The sequence below is a fragment of the Nocardia sp. CA-119907 genome (genome assembly GCF_050955995.1).
Lineage (GTDB): Bacteria > Actinomycetota > Actinomycetes > Mycobacteriales > Mycobacteriaceae > Nocardia.
Window position 1 is genome coordinate 1321214 of record NZ_CP192091.1, and the last position, 17207, is coordinate 1338420.

Sequence of the window (17207 nt, forward strand, 5' to 3'; positions counted from 1 at the left end):
TGTCGACCCCTGACCGCTTCGTTATCGTACTGTGACCATGTCTCCATTCACGAGGATCAACCAGTCCCGCTCGCCGCTGCTGTACGCGGCGGTCGCGGCCCTGCTGGTGACACTGATCGTCGGTGCCGCGATGGCGATCGTGAACCGCAAGACGGTCACGGTCGTCGTGGATGGCGAACAGATGACACAGACCACCATGTCGCCCAATGTCGGCGGAGTGTTGAAGGCCGCGGGGTTCGATGTGAACGATCGCGACCTGGTCCGGCCCGCGCTGGCCGCGGCGATTACCGATGGCGCCACCATCACGCTGAACCGGGCCCGTGAGGTCGCGCTGTCGCTGGACGGCAAGGTCGAGAAGGTGTGGTCCACCGGACTGACCGCGGGCGATGTGGTCGATCAGCTGCATCTGCCGCGCGAGGTGTTCGTTTCCCCGGCCCGCACCGAGCGGCTGCCGCTGGCGGGCGCGGCATTGCAGGTCGCCAGCCCGCGCTCGGTATCGTTGCTCGATGGCATCGGCAATTACATCGATGTCCGACTGGCCGCGCCGACCGTCGGTGACTTCCTTGCCGTCGCCGGGATTCCGCTGATCCAGCAGGACAGTGTCGAGCCCGCGCCGACCACCCCGCTCACCGATGGTCTGCGCATCGTGGTGACCCGCAAGCGCATCGAGAACAGGGTCGAGACGATGCCGCTGGATCCGCCGGAGAACGTGATCGAGGATCCGACCATGAACATGAGCCGGTCGGTGGTCGAGAGTCCGGGCGAGCCCGGCGTGCAGGACGTCACCTTCGCGGTCACCATGGTCAACGGCCAGGAGGTGAGCAGGCAGCCGGTCTCCGCCAATGTCACGGTGACCGCGCAGCCCAAGACCGTCCGCAAGGGCGCCAAGCCCGGCACCGAGGTACCGCCCGTGCGCGACGGCGCGATCTGGGATGCGCTTGCCCGCTGCGAATCCACCGGCAACTGGGCCATCAATACCGGCAACGGCTACTTCGGCGGTATCCAATTCGACCAGGGCACCTGGGAGCGTCAGGGCGGACTGAAATACGCCCCCCGCGCCGACCTCGCCACCCGCGAAGAGCAGATCGCCATCGCCGAAGTCACCCGCGCCCGCCAAGGCTGGGGCGCCTGGCCCGCCTGCACCAGCCGCCTCGGCATCGGCTGAGTCCCGCTCGCAACGGGTTGATACGTTGTCGGACGTGTCCGAACCCGATATTTCCGCTCGTGGAAGCGCTGCGCTACTCGGGCCCGCCGAGGTGCGGGCACTGGCGGAACGGCTCGGCGTGCGCCCGACCAAGCAACTCGGGCAGAACTTCGTGCACGATGCCAATACGGTCCGGCGCATTGTCGCGGCCGCGGGGGTCGGGCGCGGGGATACGGTGCTCGAGGTCGGGCCCGGGCTCGGCTCGTTGACATTGGCACTGCTCGATGTGGTGGATTCGGTCGTCGCGGTCGAGATCGATCCGGTTCTCGCGCGGCATCTTCCGGTGACCGTCGCGGACCGTGCGCCGGAATTGACCGGGCAGCTGACCGTCGTCGAGGCCGATGCGCTGCGGGTGCGCGCGCGGGACCTGCCGGTTTCACCGTCCGCGCTGGTCGCGAACCTGCCCTATAACGTGGCCGTGCCGGTGCTGCTGCATCTCCTGGCCGAATTGCCCAGCATCACAACCTCATTGGTGATGGTGCAGGCGGAGGTGGCCGATCGCCTGGCTGCCGAGCCGGGCAGCCGCGTCTACGGCGTCCCCAGCGTCAAGGCGGGCTTCTTCGGCACCGTGCGCCGCGCGGGTGCGGTCGGCACCCAGGTCTTCTGGCCGGTGCCGCGCGTCGAATCCGGTCTGGTCCGCATCGAGCGCTACGCCGAACCGCCGTGGCCGATGGACGAGGCGCACCGCCGCCGCGTCTTCCAGGTCATCGACGCCGCCTTCGCCCAACGCCGCAAAACCCTACGCGCCGCACTCGGCACCTGGGCGGGCTCACCCGCCGAGGCCGAACGCCGCCTGCTGGCCGCCGGGATCCCCCCGACCGCTCGCGGCGAAACCCTCGACACCGCAGCCTTCGTCCGCCTCGCCGCGCAGGTGTAACCCCGTCCCGAGGCCGCGGCCCCAGCTCGACATCGGTACTACTCGGATGACCCACATGTGCTTGGAACCCACGTAGTGCAATGGTGCTGAGGACGGCAGGCGATATCCGTGCTCGAACTGCGCAAGGGCCGGACCGGTCGGTTTCTGTTGCGATGGAGCGGCGGCTCCAAGCGTGACCAGCACTTCCATCCGCACAATCGGCTGCCATCTCGAAACGGATTGTGGATACCAAACTTTTGTCTTCGTCGGCGTGAACGTGATTGTCGCCATGGCCTGCTCGAATTCGGCCGGGCCGCCGGGCAGTACGCGCCGCACAGATTGCGCAGGTCATCGCGGCGATTTCCGGGTCGATCGAGCGCCGGTCAGCGGCTGCGGTCAGGGATGACCGGCATCCGAGTGGTGTGCGCCATGGGATGTGGATGGTGCTGTGGATGATTCGGCGCGCACAGTGAATTGCGCGGTGTGCACGAAACCGCCGTGGAAGAAGTCTAGATACAGCCGATATGCGCCCGCACTCGGGGCCTGTGCATGGAAGGTGACCTCCGGACCGGCTGGCGTGCGGCCGATTTCGCCTTGCGGATGGACGTGCAGGTAGGCGAGGTCGTTGGCGCGCAATGCGACCAGATGCGCGTACGCGCCGAGGTACGGTTCGAGATCGGTCACCGGTGCGCCGTCGCGCGTCACGGTGAAACGCAGTTCGCTGCCCGCGGTGCTCAGCTCGCCGGTCATGCGCACCTGGTAGCCGTCCACCGTGGCGGACCGCGATTCGGGCGGAAGCGGTTGTGTCGTAGCCGTTCCCGCGACGGTGACGGTGCGGCTCAGGACCAGATCGCCCGGACCTTTTTCCGGGACGAAATCGGCGAAGACGCGATAGGAGCCGGGCGCCGCCCAGGTCCAATCGATCGACCAGGTGCCCGTATCGTCCATGGTCGGATGCACGTGCCGGTATCCGGTGGTGTCCGACCGGACCACGATCAGGTGCAACTTCTTATCGTGCTGGGTGGTGAATCGGGTGACCGGCGTCGCATCCGGTCCGGTGATCCGAAAACGCAGGGCCCCGGCTTGATTCGGCTCCGCGGGCGCGGCCAGGTCGGCCAGGGTGTAGCCGGATCGTGAATCCGACAGCCCGGTGTCCTGTTCGGTGTGCGCCATCGCGCCGTGGTCCGGCGCCGACCCGGTCGGCTCGCCCACCAGGGCGCCGATTCCGAGTGCGACACCGAACAACGCGACCAGTCCGCCACCGACCGCGGCGAACTTCAGCCGGTCCTGCATCAGACGGCGACCTCGTACCCCGCCTCGTCCACGGCGGCGACGATATCGGCATCGGCGAGCGGTGCGGCGCTGTCCACCCGGACGGCACCGGTGGCGAGGTCGACATCCACGCTGGTCACGCCATCGATCTTGCCGATCTCCGTCTTGACCGAGTTGACGCAGTGTCCGCAGGTCATCCCCGTGACGGTGTAGGTGTTGGTGGCCATGTCCGACTCCTTCGCTCGCATTCGATCATACGGTGCGGGGGTATCCCCGACGCAAAATGAAACATACCCCCCATGGGTATCGGACGCAAGTGTGGATTCCCCGGTCTGTCGACTGGTCGTTCCGGAAGCTCGGATAGTTCCCGTCGCCCAGTTGTTTTCGGATGTGTCCGCGACTCCGGTCGGTGCCGATCCGTCGGTTGATCTCCTGCGCCGACCGCGTGTTCACGCGGGAACGTCGGAAGGCCAACCGTGCATGGCCATTTCGGCGACCCGCCCCAACTGGGCGGGACTCGCGCCATCTCGGGCCGCCTGTGACATGCCCTGCATAATCGTGCCCACATAGCGTGCGAGCGTGGCCGCATCGACCTCCCGCGGCAGTAAACCCGCATCGATATCGGCTTGGATGCGCGTGGCGAAGCCCTCCATATTTCGATTGCGGATCGTGCGCAGCATTTCGGCGATCTCGGTGCTGGTGGTGTTGACTCCCGCACTCATCACCAGGCAGCCGTGCGGGCAATCGGCCCGGGTGTATTCCGTCGCCGCCTCGCACAGCATGCGGCGCACCGCCGCCTCGGCGGTCGGCTCCTCGGCGAGGGCGCGCGGGATGAATCCGCCGTAGCGCGTGCCGAAGACCTGCACGACCTCGTTGAACAGCGTCGCCTTATCGCCGAATGCGGCGTACAGGCTCGGCGCTCCGATGCCCATCGCCGCGGTCAGATCGCCGATCGAGGTCGCCTCGTAGCCGCGTGCCCAGAACAGTCGCAGCGCCCTTTCCAGCGCGGCATCCCGGTCGAACGAGCGGGGGCGTCCCCGGGGCGGTGCACTCATCCGACCATTCTATAGCGGTCGCTAGATAATGTGCTAACGTCCATTCTGTAGTGATCGCTAGAGAAAGGTCTGATGATGGGTGCACAGCGGCAAACCGGTCGGCTCGACGGCAAGACGGCACTGGTCACCGGTGGCAGTCGCGGTATCGGCCGGGCCATTGCGCAACGGCTGGGCCAAGCGGGTGCGCGGGTCGCCGTGCACTACAACGGCAATGAGCAGGCGGCGAAGGAGACCGTCGCCGCCATCGAGACGGCGGGCGGTTCGGCATTCGCGATCCGGGCCGAACTCGGCGTGCCCGGTGACGCCGCGGCACTGTGGTCCGCATTCGACGCACATGCCGACGGTGTCGACATCATCGTCAACAACGCGGGCATCGACGGCATCCGCGAACCGATCGGCGGTACCGATGAGGCGGCCTTCGACCGGCTCTTCGCCGTCAATGCGAAGGCACCGTTCTTCGTTACCAGGCTGGGCCTGGACCGGCTGCGCAGCGGCGGCCGCATCATCAATATCTCCACCGGCCTCACCCACGGGGCGAGAATGCCGCAGCTGATCGCCTACACCATGACCAAGGGCGCCATCGACACGTTCACCCAAACGCTGGCAAAGGAACTCGGCGCGCGCGGCATCACCGTGAATGCCGTCGGGCCCGGCGTGATCGACACCGATATGAACGCGAGCTGGCTGCGCGATGACGAGACCGAGGCATTGGTCGCCGGATGGTCGCCGTTGAACCGGGTCGGCCAGGCCGAAGACGTCGCCGATATCACGGCCTTTCTCGCCTCCGAAGACTCGCGCTGGGTTACCGGACAGTGGATCGATGCCACCGGCGGGGCGCTGTTGTAACCGTCCGACACATGGCGGGTGAATGTCTCATCTCGAGCTGAGCACCTGTCGGACCCACCCGATAGGCTTGAGCACCGTGCTGTCAGTAGTGCCAAGTCCCGTCATCGTGCGCGCCCCGTCGAAGGTGAATCTGCATCTCGGCGTCGGCGACGTGCGTGCGGACGGCTATCACGATCTGACCACGGTGTTCCAAGCGCTCTCGCTCAGCGACGATCTGGAGCTCGCGCCCGCCGCCGCACTGTCGGTCCGGGTCAGCGGCGAGGGTGCCGCCGATGTGCCGACCGATCGCACCAATCTGGTCTGGAAGGCCGCGGTGCGCGTCGCGCATCTGGCCGGACGCGCGCCACTGGTGGAAATCGCCATCAACAAGGGCATTCCGGTCGCCGGTGGGATGGCGGGCGGCAGCGCCGACGCCGCGGCCGCACTCGTCGGCCTGAACGAGCTGTGGGACGTCGGGATGACTCGCGACGAATTGTTCGCGGTCGCCGCCGAACTCGGCAGTGATGTGCCGTTCGCGCTGCACGGTGGCACCGCGCTCGGCACCGGTCGTGGTGAACGGCTGCTTCCGGTATTGTCCCGCAACACTTTTCACTGGGTGCTCGCGCTGGCCAAGGGCGGATTGTCCACGCCCGCCGTCTTCGCCGAACTCGACCGACTACGCGAGCACGGGAACCCGCCCCGGCTCGGCGAGCCGCAGGCCTTGATGCAGGCCCTGGCCTCCGGTGATCCGAAACAGCTTGCGCTCCTGCTGGGTAACGACCTGCAGGCGGCGGCCCTCTCGCTGAAACCGGAGCTGCGCAGGACGTTGCGTGCTGGCGTCGGTGCGGGTGCGCTTGCCGGGTTGGTCTCCGGTTCCGGTCCGACCTGTGCGTTCCTGTGTGACAGCGAGGACGGCGCCGTGGCGGTCGCGGCCGAACTCGCCGGTGCGGGTGTATGCCGCAGCGTGCGCACCGCCAGTGGACCGGTGCCCGGTGCGCGAGTCATCAGCAGTGGCACGCCTGGGAAGCGTTGATGTCTGTGGGAGGAGCGTGCACTTCCCGCTGAACCCGGCGATTTCGCCGAACTCGGATGAAGAGTGCACGCTCGGTTGGCTGGCGCGGGGTTATGCGATGATCTCGGCGAGCCGGTCGACCTGGTCGGCGTCGCGGCCGTAGCAGTAGAGCATGACCTCGTCCGCGCCGAGATCTTCGAATTGGCTGATGGCTGTGCGGATCTCGTCAGGTGTGGTGAGCATGCCCGCGAGCATGTAATCGGCGCGACCGCTGAATTCGTAGTAGTTGCCCATCGAGGTGCGGGCGTCTTCGATCAGGTCGGGCGCACCGAGTGCGACATTGACCTGGGCGACGATACGCGGTTCGCCGTCGCGGCCGTATTCCTTCCATGAGCGACGGGCGGCTTCGAAGAGACCACCGGCCCAGGACGGTGCGGCGGCGGCGAGAAATCCACCGCCCCAGCGTCCGACGCGATCGATGGCGGCGGGCTGGAAGCCGCCGAAGAGAACCTCGGGGCCTTCGGGACGCAGCGGCGCGGGGCCGATCGGTCCGCAGTCGGCGCTGTGCGGCTGACCGGACCACAGGCGGCGCATGATCGCCATCTGTTCGTCCAGGCGGCGACCGCGGGTACGCAGGTCGGTGCCGGAGGCGATGTGATCGTCCGCGCGACCGCCGACGCCGAGGCCGAGCACGAAACGGCCACCGGACATTCGGTCGAGGGTGGCGGCCTGTTTGGCGAGCAGCGTCGGCTCGCGCAGCGGTGCGATGAGCACCTCGGTCTGCACCTTGATGCGGTCGGTGGCGCCCGCGATCATGCCGAGCGCGATCAGCGGTTCGGGATTGTCATAGACGAGCCGGTCGAGCAGGCCGAGGGTGGAGAACGGGCCCGCATCGGCACGGCGGGCCCAGTCGAGCAGTGCGGTGGGATCGGAAATGGGCAGACCGAGACCGATGTGCATGAGAAACCTCCGATGAGAGTGGTGAATCGTGCCGCCCCACTCACCTCGGCTCGAGGTGGGGCTCCCATCCTGCGGCTGTACTCCGGGAGCGCCTAAACGTTGTTCGTGACGAACGCGGTTCGTTACGCCGACTCTAAACGAACGTTGTTCGTCGTGCAAGTCCCTCGGAATCGCTCGGTTCGCCGGTCGAATCGGCGACCGGGGAGGGCCGTTCGTTGCGGCCACAAGTCGTCGGGTCAGCGGCCGATGGCCGAGCGCCCGAGGCGGGGCTCGGGACTCGGCGGGGGAATGGGTGGTTCGGGGTGCTCGGTACGCTTGCGCAGGGCGAGTACTCGCCCTGCGCACGACTCGGAAGGATCCATGTCCAACCTGATCAACCTCGAGCAGGTCTCCAAGAGTTTCGGTATCAAACCGCTCCTGGACAACGTGTCGCTCGGTATCCACGCGGGCGAGCGGATCGGTGTCGTCGGCCTCAACGGCGGCGGTAAGACCACCCTGTTGGAGGTGCTGACCGGTCTCGAACCGCCCGACAGCGGCCGGGTGAGCCGTGTCGGCGGGCTGCGGATGGCGGTGGTCACCCAGCGCGGTGTGCTGCCCCCGGGCGCGACCGTCGGATCCGTGGTGCTGGCCGGACTGGCCGATGACGCGATGACCGACGACGTCGCCGAACATGAGTGGGCTGCGAATCCGCGCATCCGCTCGGTGATGGCGGGTATCGGAATCGAAGGCCTCGGCCTGGACACGTCGGTCGACAATCTGTCCGGCGGCGAGCGCCGCCGCGTCGCACTGGCCGCCGCGCTGGTGCGTGAACTCGATCTGCTCGTTCTCGACGAGCCGACCAACCACCTCGATGTCGAGGGTGTGCAGTGGCTGGCCGAACATCTGCTCAACCGCCGCAGCGCGCTGGTGGTCGTGACCCACGATCGCTGGTTCCTCGACACCGTCGCCACCGATACCTGGGAGGTTGTCGGCGGCAGGGTCGAGAGCTACGAGGGCGGTTACGGCGATTGGATTTTCGCGCGCGCCGAGCGGGCCAGGCAGGCCGACGCCGCCGAGGCCCGGCGCGCGAACCTGGCGCGCAAAGAGTTGGCCTGGCTGCGGCGCGGCGCGAAGGCGCGCACCTCCAAGCCGCGTTATCGGGTGGAGGCGGCCGAGGCATTGATCGCCGATGTGCCGCCGCCGCGCGATAGCGTCTCACTCGCCGCCTTCGCGCGAAAGCGCCTGGGCCGCGTCGTCATCGAGCTCGAGGACACTACCCTCACCACACCGGACGGCCGAGAGTTGGTGCGCGACTTGACCTGGCGGCTCGCGCCGGGCGAGCGGGTCGGCCTGGTCGGGGTGAACGGCTCCGGCAAGACGACCCTGCTGCGCACCTTGGCCGGTGCGGTTGAACCCGCTGCGGGTAAACGCATTCAGGGGCAGACGGTCCAGATCGGCTGGCTGCGTCAGGAACTCGACGATCTGCCGACCGATCTGCGGGTACTGGAGGCCGTCCAGCAGATCGCGCAGCGAATCATGCTGGGCGACAAGGAGATCTCCGCTGGTCAGCTGGCCGAGCGGCTCGGCTTCACCCCCGCCCGCCAGCGCACCCCGGTCGGCGACCTATCCGGCGGTGAACGGCGCAGGCTGCAGCTGACCCGCATCCTGATGGCCGAGCCGAATGTGCTGCTCCTCGACGAGCCGACCAATGACCTGGATATCGATACCCTGCAACAGCTCGAGGACCTGCTCGACAACTGGGCGGGCACCCTGGTCGTGATCAGTCACGACCGCTACCTGATCGAGCGCATCTGTGACTCCACCTGGGCCCTGTTCGGCGACGGCAAACTCACCAACCTGCCCGGTGGCATCGATGAATACCTGAACAAGCGCGCCGTATCGAGTTCCGCCACAACACGTTCCGGTACCGACACCAAAGCCGCCGAAACCCCCGCCACCGATTCCGCCGCCTACCGCGCCGCCCGCAAGGAACTGGCCAAACTGGAACGCGCCATCGATAAACTCACCGAACGCGAGCAGCGCCTGCACACCGCCTTGGCCGACGCCGCCACCGATCCGGAAAAGCTCATCACTCTTGGCGCTGAGCTGAAACAGGTACTGGCCGAAAAGGAAACCGCCGAGGAGCGCTGGCTCGAACTGGCCGATGGCGCCTGACACGTGGGCAACGGCGCCTGATCCCTGGGCGACGGCGCTTTAGGCTTGGGCCGATGGTGTCTGCCCTCAGTCGGGGGCTGCCCCTAGCCGACGGGAGCCTGCCCGCTGGCCGACCCCGCCTCGGCCTCGCAGACCGTCCGGTGCCGGCGAACCATTAAGGAGCGCACCCGATTCGGTGTGCGCCGCACCACGCGCGACGGATTGTTCGCCGGATGGAGCGGAGTCGAATGGCGCCTCGATCATGGGGACAGTCGGTGCAAGAGACTCGGCCGTTCGATGGGCGCTGCACCACGCGCGGCCGCTGTGGCGCCGGATGGAGCGGAGTTGAATGGCGTCTCGATCATGGGGACAGTCGGTGCAAGAGATTCGGCCGTTCGATGGGCGCTGCACCACGCGCGGCCGCTGTGGCGCCGGATGGAGCGGAGTTGAATGGCGTCTCGATCATGGGGACAGTCGGTGCAAGAGATTCGGCCGTTTGGGTGGGCGCTGCACCGCGCGCGGCCGACGTGGCGCCGCATCGAGCGAGTCGAATGGCACCCCGATCGGGAGTTAGCTGGTGCCGGAGACTCGGCCGTCCTGGACGACAACAGGCAGGCAGGTCTGCACGAAGTCGGCGCCGAAGCCGGTGAGGGTGATGCTGCGGTAGTAGACCTTGGTGCCGAAGCCGGAGCGCTTCAATACTTCTCGGACCGGGGACTGGGCCTCGAGGATTTGGTAGCGGTTCGGGTTGCCGACGGGTTCCTTGACGAATTCGATGAGCCCGAGGCGACGCAGGTTGGGCAGGTATTGCTGGACGCGGTTCGGGAAGCGCAGGCCCGCGTGTTCGCCGATCAGGTTGAGGCCGGAGATGATCCGCTCGACACCGAGGCCGCGTGGGCGTCCGGTGCGGATGTCGATCGAGGGCTGGGGGCCGTCGAGGTGCAGAAAGCGCAGGATGCGTGCCTCGTCGGGGGTGAGTTCGGCCAGCATGCGGGCGAAGGCGGGGTGGGTTTCGGCATGTTCGCCCTGCGTGCTCGCCGACAGGCGCAGCAGCGCGGCACCCTGTTCGCGCAGCGTGGGAACGGCGTCGGAGGTGGGCTGTTCGGGTGTGGCGGGCAGCCGCAGTGCGCGGCGCACCGCGTCGCGGACCTCCGCCTCGGCCTCGGCCAGCACCTCGCGCGGTGGATTCCCGGCGATACTGCCGCGCACCACGGTCGCGCCGACACCGAGTGCGGTATCGATGCCCCAGGCTGTCACCTCGGCGGCAGCGGTCACCGCGACCCGGGCGACTCCGGTGGTCGCGCGGACGGTCTTGCGCACCGATCCGGGCTCGCGCTTGCGGGATCCGACTTCGACCGAGCTGATCGGCAGCCGCGCGATTTCCGTTGAGAGCTGGGGTGTTTCGGCCACCTCGGAGTACTCCACCGACGCAGAGTCCTGCCCGGCGGCCCGCTGATCGTCGCCGCCAGATTCCGTCATAGCCATGATGTCGCCACTCCCGTTCCGAAGATCAGGATGTGAGCGTATCCGGCGAAGAGCCCCAACACGCCGCCATGCAGAAAAAGGAGCCATTCGTCCTGTTTGATGGCCGATCGCAGCATATCCACGAAGTCCGGAGGCTTCAGCGCCGACATCTGTTTGGCGATGTAGTCGTTGATTTGCCTGCCCTGCTGGACATTGAAGTCCGGATCGGCGAAGGCGATCGGTGCGATGGACATGGCCTCGGTGGTCAGCGTCGACTGCAGCGAGTCGTACTCCCGGCTGCCGAGCATGAACTTCACCGCGGGTCTCGCGGGTCCGAGCGCGCGGTCCGCGGCCGGGCGCAAGGTGTCCTCGAGCATCTGCATGGTCCGGTCCGAGCGCGGGCCGTTGAGTAGTTCGTCGCCGATATTGGCGACGGTCATCACCTGGCTGGAGACCAATTCGGCGTAGCCATCGGTGATCTCGGACTGCCGCTTGATCAGCAGACCCTGCCGCCACGGGCACCACCACTTCGGGTAGGCGGGCGCGAAGATCATATTCAGGCCGATCCAGTTGACCACCCAGCCGATGACGACGCCGCCGATCGGCAGCACCACCAGCGTCGACCAGCCGGTCGCGTGCAGAATCCCGACCAGCACCACACCCATCGGCGCGCCGAAGTAGAAACCGAAGTTCTGCATGAAACGCAGTTCCTTGGCGCCGAGCACCTGGAAAAGGGTGTTGAGCAGGTGCGGGCGCGCCTGGAAATAGCGGATGACCATCTGCTTGACGTCGAGCAGTTGATCGATATTGGCGCCCAATTCCTCGGTCAGCTCGCGCAGAATATCGGGCAGCTGCTGGCGGACCCGCGCGTGAATCATCTCCCGCACGCCGGTCGGCAGGTTGTACCAGAGTTGCGGGTGCTCGCGGCGCAGGATTTCTTCGACGATGTCCTTGATCTGCGCGTCGGCGATATTGGCGAGGTGTTCGGCGAGCTTGTCCGGTTCCAGCTCGCGATAGAAGTCGGCGACGCTGCCGAGTTTCGCCAGCCCCTTGTCGACGGCGATGCTCGCCATTTTGTCGGCGCGCGAGGGCACGATGCCCTGCCAGCCGATTCGGCCGTCGTAACTCAGTAGCGGAAGCACCTGAATTCGCTTGGGCAGGAAGGGAAACAGTGCGCGCAGTCCGGGTAAATGCACACCATGGAAGGCGACCGGCTTGAACAGCATGAGGATGCCGGTCCAGTTGGTGATGTAGCCGATGATTCCAGTGAAAAGCGGGATAGTCACTAACTCGAGGAGGATCGTCGGGTGTATCCCGAAAACACTCTCCAACACGACACCCTCCTGCCGATACACCGGTGACCGCCGCCTCACCGGCATCCCAAACTAGCACCCAGTCGGCAGACGGACCCTACTGTGAGATCGCGAGTGTCCCGGGCCACAGCGGATTGTCTGAGACATCAGTCACACTGTGTGTCCAGAATGTCGTACTGTCAACTGGCGCCGGAGACAATGACGACCACCACACGTTCGACAGCAGGGGTCGACGTGAGTGCTGGCCCACTCGGCTCACGGTTACGCATACCTGGAAAGCTCGGGGGCAATAATCTGTGGGCGTATTCGTTCACTTGGCAATACATCGGAGTAGACGTGACAGACGACAGGACCGGACAGGACCTGGCCCGGGCCGGTTCCCGCTCGGTGGAGCGCAGCTCGGATGTCGAACAGCGGCAGATCAGCAATGAGGCGAGGCTGATTCGCGGCGTGTTCCGGGCGGCGGGACTTGCCGCGGGCACCGTGGTGCGCGGCAGTCAGTGGGCCGTCGAGACGACCTATGAGGTGACCAAGGAGATCACCCAGGCCGCGCTCGACGGTGAGTCGTCGGCCGATATCGCCGAGCGCACCGGCAATGCCCTGCGCTCCATCGCGCGCAGTGCGCTGGGCGTCACCGAGGGGTCGGTGCGCGAAATCGTCAGCTATGTACCGGCTTCCAACGGTGTGTCGCAGCCGCAGGCGATCGGCATCGGCGCGCCGCTGCACTCGGCGAGCAGCGAGGAGTTGCGCCGCCGCGGCGATGCGCTGCTGGCCCGCTCGGCCGATGTCTACTTCACCGAGGATGTGCACCCCGCCTATGACCGGATCCTGGATGAGTTGGCGCCGGACGAGGCGCGCATTCTGCGATTCATGGCATTGAACGGTCCGCAGCCGACGGTCGATGTGCGGACCAATCGTCCGCTCGGCATCGGCTCGGAGTTGGTGACCGGTGATCTGACCTCGGTGCCGGAACAGGCCGGAGTCCGCTATCCGGACCGCTCCCGTACCTATCTGATCAACCTGAACCGCCTGGGGCTGACCCAGGTTTCCGACGATCCGGTGGTGCTCAGCCGGTACATGGTGCTCGAGGTGCAGCCGGTGGTCGAGGCGGCGCTGAAGAAGGCGGGGCGCGCGCCCAAGATCGTGCGCAAGAGTCTGCGGTTGACGGAGTTCGGCAGCGACTTCTGCAACACCTGCTTCACCATCGGCAACTGACCGTCGCTTGTCGGGGCGGATTATCGGCCAACGGTGATAGCAATCTGATACAAATCTCCCAATTCGTGTAGCACGACGGCTTCGAATGGGATTGTTGAGGTTATGGATCAGGATGCTGTGTCAGCGATCAGTCGCCTGAAGTTCCGGTATCTGCGCGCCCTCGATACCAAGTCGTGGGAGGAATTCGCGGATACGATGATTCCCGAGGCGACCGCCACCTACAGCGAGTACCTGCAGTTCGAGTCGCGGGACGCGTTCTTGGCTTTCATGCGCAACACCCTCGGTCCACATGTCATCACCGAGCACCGATGTGATCATCCGGAGATCGATGTCGTCGGCGATACCGCCACCGGCACTTGGTATCTCGCCGATACCGTGCTCATACCGGCGCACAATATGCTGCTGCGCGGCGCGGCGTTCTACTCCGATCGCTACGTGCGCTGTCAGGACGGCCTCTGGCGCATCGCGCACACCGGCTACGAGCGGACCTATGAGGTGGTGCTCTCGCTCAGCGATCTGCCCAGCCTGCGGCTGACATCGAGTCGCTGGGGGCTGATCGCGCGCGAAGACGGCATCGCGGCGGTCGAACGCGAGCCCACTACTCCGCTGCGCCGCGAGCCCGAACCGGCGACGGAAGCCGAACCCGAAGCCGGATAAGGGCCGGCGTTCAGTCCGCGGCCGCCACCAATGGCTCGAGCGTGAGCTTCGGATGCTCCTTCTCGATGTACTGCAGCCGCCACTTGTCGCCGAACAGCGCGAGCAGCGCCCCGTCGGAGCGGGTGAACACCTCGACTCCGCGCTGCCGGTCGAGTTCGGCCATCGACTCCGCATCGGTACGCCGGGCCAGCGTGTACGGCAGGTGTTCCAGATGGGTTTCGACGTTGAACTCCGCCAGCATTCGCGCGGTGACCACCTCGAACTGCATCGGGCCGACCGCCGCGAGCACGGGGGAGGCATCGCCGCGCGCGTCATTGCGCAGCACCTGCACCACGCCTTCGGAATCGAGCTGATCGATGGCCTTGCGGAACTGCTTGTACTTGCCCGCACTCTGCGCGCGCAGCACCGCGAAATGCTCCGGCGCGAAGGACGGGATGGGCGGGAACTCCACCTTCTTGTCCACGAACAATGTGTGCCCCGGCGCCAGCGCGGTCGCGTTGACCAGGCCGACCACATCACCCGGGTAGGCGGTGTCGACGGTCGAGCGCTCCCGGCCGAAGACGGTGAGCGCGTATTTGGTCGCGAACGGCCGACCGGTCTGGGCGTGCGTGACGACCATGCCGCGCTCGAATTCGCCGGAGACGATCCGCATGAACGCGAGCCGATCCCGGTGTGCCGCATCCATTCCCGCCTGCACCTTGAACACGACCGCGCTGAACGGATCGGTGGTGTCGCGCGGCGTGCCGCCGACATCGGCACGCGAACCGGGCGCGGGCGCCAGCGCGACCAAGGTCTCGAGCAACTGCCGCACACCGAAATTCAGCATCGCCGAGGCATAGATGACGGGGGAGGTCTGCCCGGCCAGGAACATTTCCTGATCGTGGTCCTGTCCGGTGGCCGAGAGCAGTTCGCTCTCCTCGGCGGCGGTCGTCCACGCCTCACCCTCGCGCGCCTCGGCGGCTTCGGGGTCGATCGATTCCTCCGGCGCGATGGTCGCGCCGCCCGCGGTGCGGGTGAAGTGGATGTATTCGACGGCCTCGCCCTCGGGGCCGCGACGCAGCAGCCCGCGGAAGTCACCGGCGATGCCGACCGGCAGGAACAGCGGCGTCGGGGTGAGTCCGATCCGCTCGTTGATCTCGTCGAGCAATTCCAGCGGCGCTCGGCCGGGGCGGTCCCATTTGTTGATCACCGTGATGACCGGGATGCCGCGGTGGCGACATACCTGGAACAGCTTCAGCGTCTGCGGCTCGAGACCCTTGGCGGCGTCGATCAGCATCACCGCGGCGTCGACGGCGGTGAGTACGCGGTAGGTGTCCTCGGAGAAATCCGAGTGACCCGGGGTGTCGACCAGGTTGATGACGTTATCGATATCGGAGCCCGCGGCGCGGTAGTTGAACTGGAGTGCGGTCGAGCTCACGGAGATACCGCGCGCCTTCTCCATTTCCATCCAGTCCGATACGGTCGATCGGCGCCCGGCCTTGCCGTGGATAGCGCCCGCCTCGGAGATCATCTTGGCGTGCAGCGCGAGCGCCTCGGTGAGCGTCGACTTGCCCGCGTCGGGGTGGGAGATCACCGCGAATGTGCGCCGTCGAGCGACCTCGGCGGGCAACCCACGCGGGGCGGGCGCGACGACACCCTCAGTGGAGGCGGTCAACTTCAAACAACCTTTCAGACGGCCGATCGGCAACCGCTCCAGCGTACGCGACCCGGGTGACGGACATTCGGCGAGTACGACGACCCGATTCAGGGGGAGATAGACAGTTGCGCTATGGTGTTCAGGTTGTCTCGGCGAGGGTGACCGCAGACTTGATGCGTTCACCGTGATCGACGCGGCTCGGCTCTCTGCCGTCCTCGTTCGGTCTTCGCCCGACGAATAGACCAACCTTTTGCCAGGGCGGATCACAGTCCCTGGCGCACTGTTGACAGCCCGGAAGAGCCGTAGGGAGTAGATCCAGTCATGTCCGACGCCAACCTTCTCGAAGCCGCCGTCCGCACGGAGTTCGGCAAGGGCGCGGCCCGCCGCACCCGCCGCGCGGGCAACGTCCCCGCCGTGCTGTACGGCCACGCCGCCGACCCGCAGCACCTCTCGCTCAACGCCCAGGCCTTCGCCGCCATTCTGCGCGAGCACGGCACCAATGCGGTGCTGAACCTCGTCATCGACGGCAAGAAGCAGCTGGCGCTGACCAAATCCGTTGTGGTGCACCCGATTCGCCGTTACATCGAGCACGCCGACCTGCTGATCGTCAAGCGCGGCGAGAAGGTCACCGCCGATGTGAACATCGCGCTGACCGGCGAGGCCGGTCCGGCCACCCTGGTCACCCAGGACGTCACCTCGCTGTCCATCGAGGCCGACGCGCTGAACATTCCGGAGTCCATCGAGGTCTCGATCGAGGGCGTCGAGGCGGGCACTCAGATCACCGCGGGCGAGATCTCGCTGCCCAAGGGTGTCACCCTGGCCGGTGACCCGGAGGCCCTGATCGTCAACATCATCGCGGCTCCGGCCTCCGCACAGGAGACCGAGGAGGCCGCCGCGGCCGCCGCCGAGGCCGAGAGCGCCGAGTAAGAACTCCCCGGGTCGGTTATCCGCATGACCGAATCCTCGACCGGGCCCGCGCTCGTGGTCGGACTTGGCAATCCAGGTCCGGAGTACGAGCGCACCCGGCACAATATCGGCTTTCTGGTCGCCGACGTGCTCGCGCAGCGCGTCGGCGGCCGTTTTGCCGTGCACAAGAAGTCCGGTGCCGATCTGCTGCAGGCCCGGCTGGACGGACGTCAGGTGCTGATCGCCAAGCCGCGCTCGTTCATGAATCTGTCCGGGCGTCCGGTCGCGGCGCTGGCGAAATTCTTCTCGGTGCCGCCGACCGAGGTGATCGTCGTGCACGACGAACTGGATCTGCCGTTCGGCCAGGTTCGGCTCAAGCGCGGCGGCGGTGAGGGCGGGCACAATGGGTTGCGCTCGGTCTCCAGTGCCTTGACCACCAAGGACTATCTGCGCACCCGCATCGGCATCGGCCGCCCGCCCGGGCGCCAGGATCCGGCGGACTATGTGCTCAAACCGTTTTCGTCGGTGGAGCGCAAGGAAGTTCCGGTCATCGTCGAACAGGCCGCGGACGCAGTCGAATTGCTGCTGCGCGTCGGACTCGAACCGGCGCAGAACCAGCTGCACTGATCGGGCACCGATTGTGCGAAGCCGTGGACCACGAAACCACCACCGTCCGACGGCGGCGGATCTCTGCTCGGA

17 protein-coding genes are annotated in these 17207 nt (G+C 66.7%); 10 read left to right on the forward strand and 7 right to left on the reverse strand.

The window, feature by feature from the left end; genetic code table 11:
- The first annotated feature begins 37 nt into the window (after positions 1-37).
- The 3 genes from ACQP2D_RS06040 to ACQP2D_RS06050 all read left to right on the forward strand — a co-directional run bounded on the left by ACQP2D_RS06040 (position 38) and on the right by ACQP2D_RS06050 (position 2466).
- Positions 38-1165: a transglycosylase family protein gene (locus ACQP2D_RS06040; protein ID WP_433682721.1), complete on the forward strand. Its 1128-nt coding sequence runs from the start codon at positions 38-40 to the stop codon at positions 1163-1165.
- 34 nt (positions 1166-1199) lie between these two features.
- On the forward strand, positions 1200-2081 hold the full coding sequence (gene rsmA, locus ACQP2D_RS06045; protein ID WP_433682722.1) for a 16S rRNA (adenine(1518)-N(6)/adenine(1519)-N(6))-dimethyltransferase RsmA: 882 nt from the start codon (positions 1200-1202) through the stop codon (positions 2079-2081).
- 172 nt (positions 2082-2253) lie between these two features.
- Positions 2254-2466 (forward strand): hypothetical protein, encoded by a 213-nt coding sequence (locus ACQP2D_RS06050; protein ID WP_433682723.1) that lies wholly within the window; start codon positions 2254-2256, stop codon positions 2464-2466.
- Here the strand turns inward: ACQP2D_RS06050 and ACQP2D_RS06055 are convergent.
- The 3 genes from ACQP2D_RS06055 to ACQP2D_RS06065 form a co-directional block, all read right to left on the reverse strand.
- On the reverse strand, positions 2457-3353 hold the full coding sequence (locus ACQP2D_RS06055; RefSeq protein ID WP_433682724.1) for a hypothetical protein: 897 nt from the start codon (positions 3351-3353) through the stop codon (positions 2457-2459). The genes ACQP2D_RS06050 and ACQP2D_RS06055 overlap by 10 nt on opposite strands.
- Positions 3353-3559, reverse strand: a complete 207-nt coding sequence (locus ACQP2D_RS06060) for a heavy-metal-associated domain-containing protein (RefSeq protein ID WP_433682725.1) — start codon at positions 3557-3559, stop codon at positions 3353-3355. Before ACQP2D_RS06060 ends, ACQP2D_RS06055 begins: the two co-directional genes overlap by 1 nt.
- Before the next feature lie 222 nt (positions 3560-3781).
- Entirely contained in the window at positions 3782-4387 is a 606-nt protein-coding gene (locus ACQP2D_RS06065) for a TetR/AcrR family transcriptional regulator (RefSeq protein WP_433682726.1), read from the reverse strand.
- Between the two features lie 75 nt (positions 4388-4462).
- Here ACQP2D_RS06065 and ACQP2D_RS06070 point away from each other — a divergent pair, with 75 nt between their 5' ends.
- Positions 4463-5233: an SDR family oxidoreductase gene (locus tag ACQP2D_RS06070; RefSeq protein ID WP_433682727.1), complete on the forward strand. Its 771-nt coding sequence runs from the start codon at positions 4463-4465 to the stop codon at positions 5231-5233.
- Between the two features lie 76 nt (positions 5234-5309).
- Positions 5310-6245 carry a 4-(cytidine 5'-diphospho)-2-C-methyl-D-erythritol kinase gene (locus tag ACQP2D_RS06075; RefSeq protein ID WP_433682728.1) on the forward strand — a complete coding sequence of 312 codons (936 nt, stop codon included), beginning with the start codon at positions 5310-5312 and terminating at the stop codon, positions 6243-6245.
- A 90-nt stretch (positions 6246-6335) separates the two neighbouring features.
- Here the strand turns inward: ACQP2D_RS06075 and ACQP2D_RS06080 are convergent, their stop codons facing one another.
- Positions 6336-7184, reverse strand: coding sequence for an LLM class flavin-dependent oxidoreductase (locus ACQP2D_RS06080; protein ID WP_433682729.1), 849 nt, complete (start codon positions 7182-7184; stop codon positions 6336-6338).
- A gap of 360 nt (positions 7185-7544) precedes the next feature.
- On the opposite strand from ACQP2D_RS06080, the gene ACQP2D_RS06085 reads away from it, so the two are divergent.
- Positions 7545-9338: an ABC-F family ATP-binding cassette domain-containing protein gene (locus tag ACQP2D_RS06085; RefSeq protein ID WP_433682730.1), complete on the forward strand. Its 1794-nt coding sequence runs from the start codon at positions 7545-7547 to the stop codon at positions 9336-9338.
- A 549-nt stretch (positions 9339-9887) separates the two neighbouring features.
- On the opposite strand, the gene ACQP2D_RS06090 is transcribed toward ACQP2D_RS06085, so the two are convergent.
- Positions 9888-10802: an Abi-alpha family protein gene (locus tag ACQP2D_RS06090; protein WP_433682731.1), complete on the reverse strand. Its 915-nt coding sequence runs from the start codon at positions 10800-10802 to the stop codon at positions 9888-9890.
- Positions 10793-12067, reverse strand: coding sequence for a DUF445 domain-containing protein (locus ACQP2D_RS06095; protein ID WP_433682732.1), 1275 nt, complete (start codon positions 12065-12067; stop codon positions 10793-10795). The genes ACQP2D_RS06090 and ACQP2D_RS06095 overlap by 10 nt, the downstream gene beginning before the upstream one ends.
- A gap of 363 nt (positions 12068-12430) precedes the next feature.
- On the opposite strand from ACQP2D_RS06095, the gene ACQP2D_RS06100 reads away from it, so the two are divergent.
- Positions 12431-13309 (forward strand): DUF4393 domain-containing protein, encoded by an 879-nt coding sequence (locus ACQP2D_RS06100; RefSeq protein WP_433682733.1) that lies wholly within the window; start codon positions 12431-12433, stop codon positions 13307-13309.
- Between the two features lie 102 nt (positions 13310-13411).
- Positions 13412-13966, forward strand: coding sequence for a nuclear transport factor 2 family protein (locus tag ACQP2D_RS06105; protein WP_433682734.1), 555 nt, complete (start codon positions 13412-13414; stop codon positions 13964-13966).
- A gap of 10 nt (positions 13967-13976) precedes the next feature.
- Here ACQP2D_RS06105 and ACQP2D_RS06110 read toward each other — a convergent pair whose 3' ends face one another.
- Complete coding sequence (locus ACQP2D_RS06110; RefSeq protein ID WP_433682735.1) at positions 13977-15620, reverse strand: peptide chain release factor 3; 1644 nt, start codon at positions 15618-15620, stop codon at positions 13977-13979.
- 303 nt (positions 15621-15923) lie between these two features.
- Here ACQP2D_RS06110 and ACQP2D_RS06115 point away from each other — a divergent pair, with 303 nt between their 5' ends.
- Together ACQP2D_RS06115 and pth are read left to right on the forward strand one after the other, a co-directional pair.
- Positions 15924-16529, forward strand: a complete 606-nt coding sequence (locus ACQP2D_RS06115; RefSeq protein ID WP_433682736.1) for a 50S ribosomal protein L25/general stress protein Ctc — start codon at positions 15924-15926, stop codon at positions 16527-16529.
- Positions 16530-16553: 24 nt separating this feature from the next.
- The gene (pth, locus tag ACQP2D_RS06120) at positions 16554-17135 is read left to right on the forward strand and encodes an aminoacyl-tRNA hydrolase (RefSeq protein WP_062986458.1); all 582 of its coding nucleotides are present in this window, start codon (positions 16554-16556) and stop codon (positions 17133-17135) included.
- Positions 17136-17207: the final 72 nt, after the last annotated feature.

What these genes read in the sequence shown, in the direction of transcription:
- ACQP2D_RS06065 (WP_433682726.1), bottom strand. Translation starts at nt 4,387, where the DNA reads ATGAGTGCACCGCCCCGGGGACGCCCCCGCTCGTTCGACCGGGATGCC.
- ACQP2D_RS06085 (WP_433682730.1), top strand. Translation starts at nt 7,545, where the DNA reads ATGTCCAACCTGATCAACCTCGAGCAGGTCTCCAAGAGTTTCGGTATC.
- ACQP2D_RS06080 (WP_433682729.1), bottom strand. Translation starts at nt 7,184, where the DNA reads ATGCACATCGGTCTCGGTCTGCCCATTTCCGATCCCACCGCACTGCTC.
- ACQP2D_RS06060 (WP_433682725.1), bottom strand. Translation starts at nt 3,559, where the DNA reads ATGGCCACCAACACCTACACCGTCACGGGGATGACCTGCGGACACTGC.
- ACQP2D_RS06105 (WP_433682734.1), top strand. Translation starts at nt 13,412, where the DNA reads ATGGATCAGGATGCTGTGTCAGCGATCAGTCGCCTGAAGTTCCGGTAT.
- ACQP2D_RS06040 (WP_433682721.1), top strand. Translation starts at nt 38, where the DNA reads ATGTCTCCATTCACGAGGATCAACCAGTCCCGCTCGCCGCTGCTGTAC.
- pth (WP_062986458.1), top strand. Translation starts at nt 16,554, where the DNA reads ATGACCGAATCCTCGACCGGGCCCGCGCTCGTGGTCGGACTTGGCAAT.
- ACQP2D_RS06115 (WP_433682736.1), top strand. Translation starts at nt 15,924, where the DNA reads ATGTCCGACGCCAACCTTCTCGAAGCCGCCGTCCGCACGGAGTTCGGC.
- ACQP2D_RS06055 (WP_433682724.1), bottom strand. Translation starts at nt 3,353, where the DNA reads ATGCAGGACCGGCTGAAGTTCGCCGCGGTCGGTGGCGGACTGGTCGCG.
- ACQP2D_RS06090 (WP_433682731.1), bottom strand. Translation starts at nt 10,802, where the DNA reads ATGGCTATGACGGAATCTGGCGGCGACGATCAGCGGGCCGCCGGGCAG.
- ACQP2D_RS06070 (WP_433682727.1), top strand. Translation starts at nt 4,463, where the DNA reads ATGGGTGCACAGCGGCAAACCGGTCGGCTCGACGGCAAGACGGCACTG.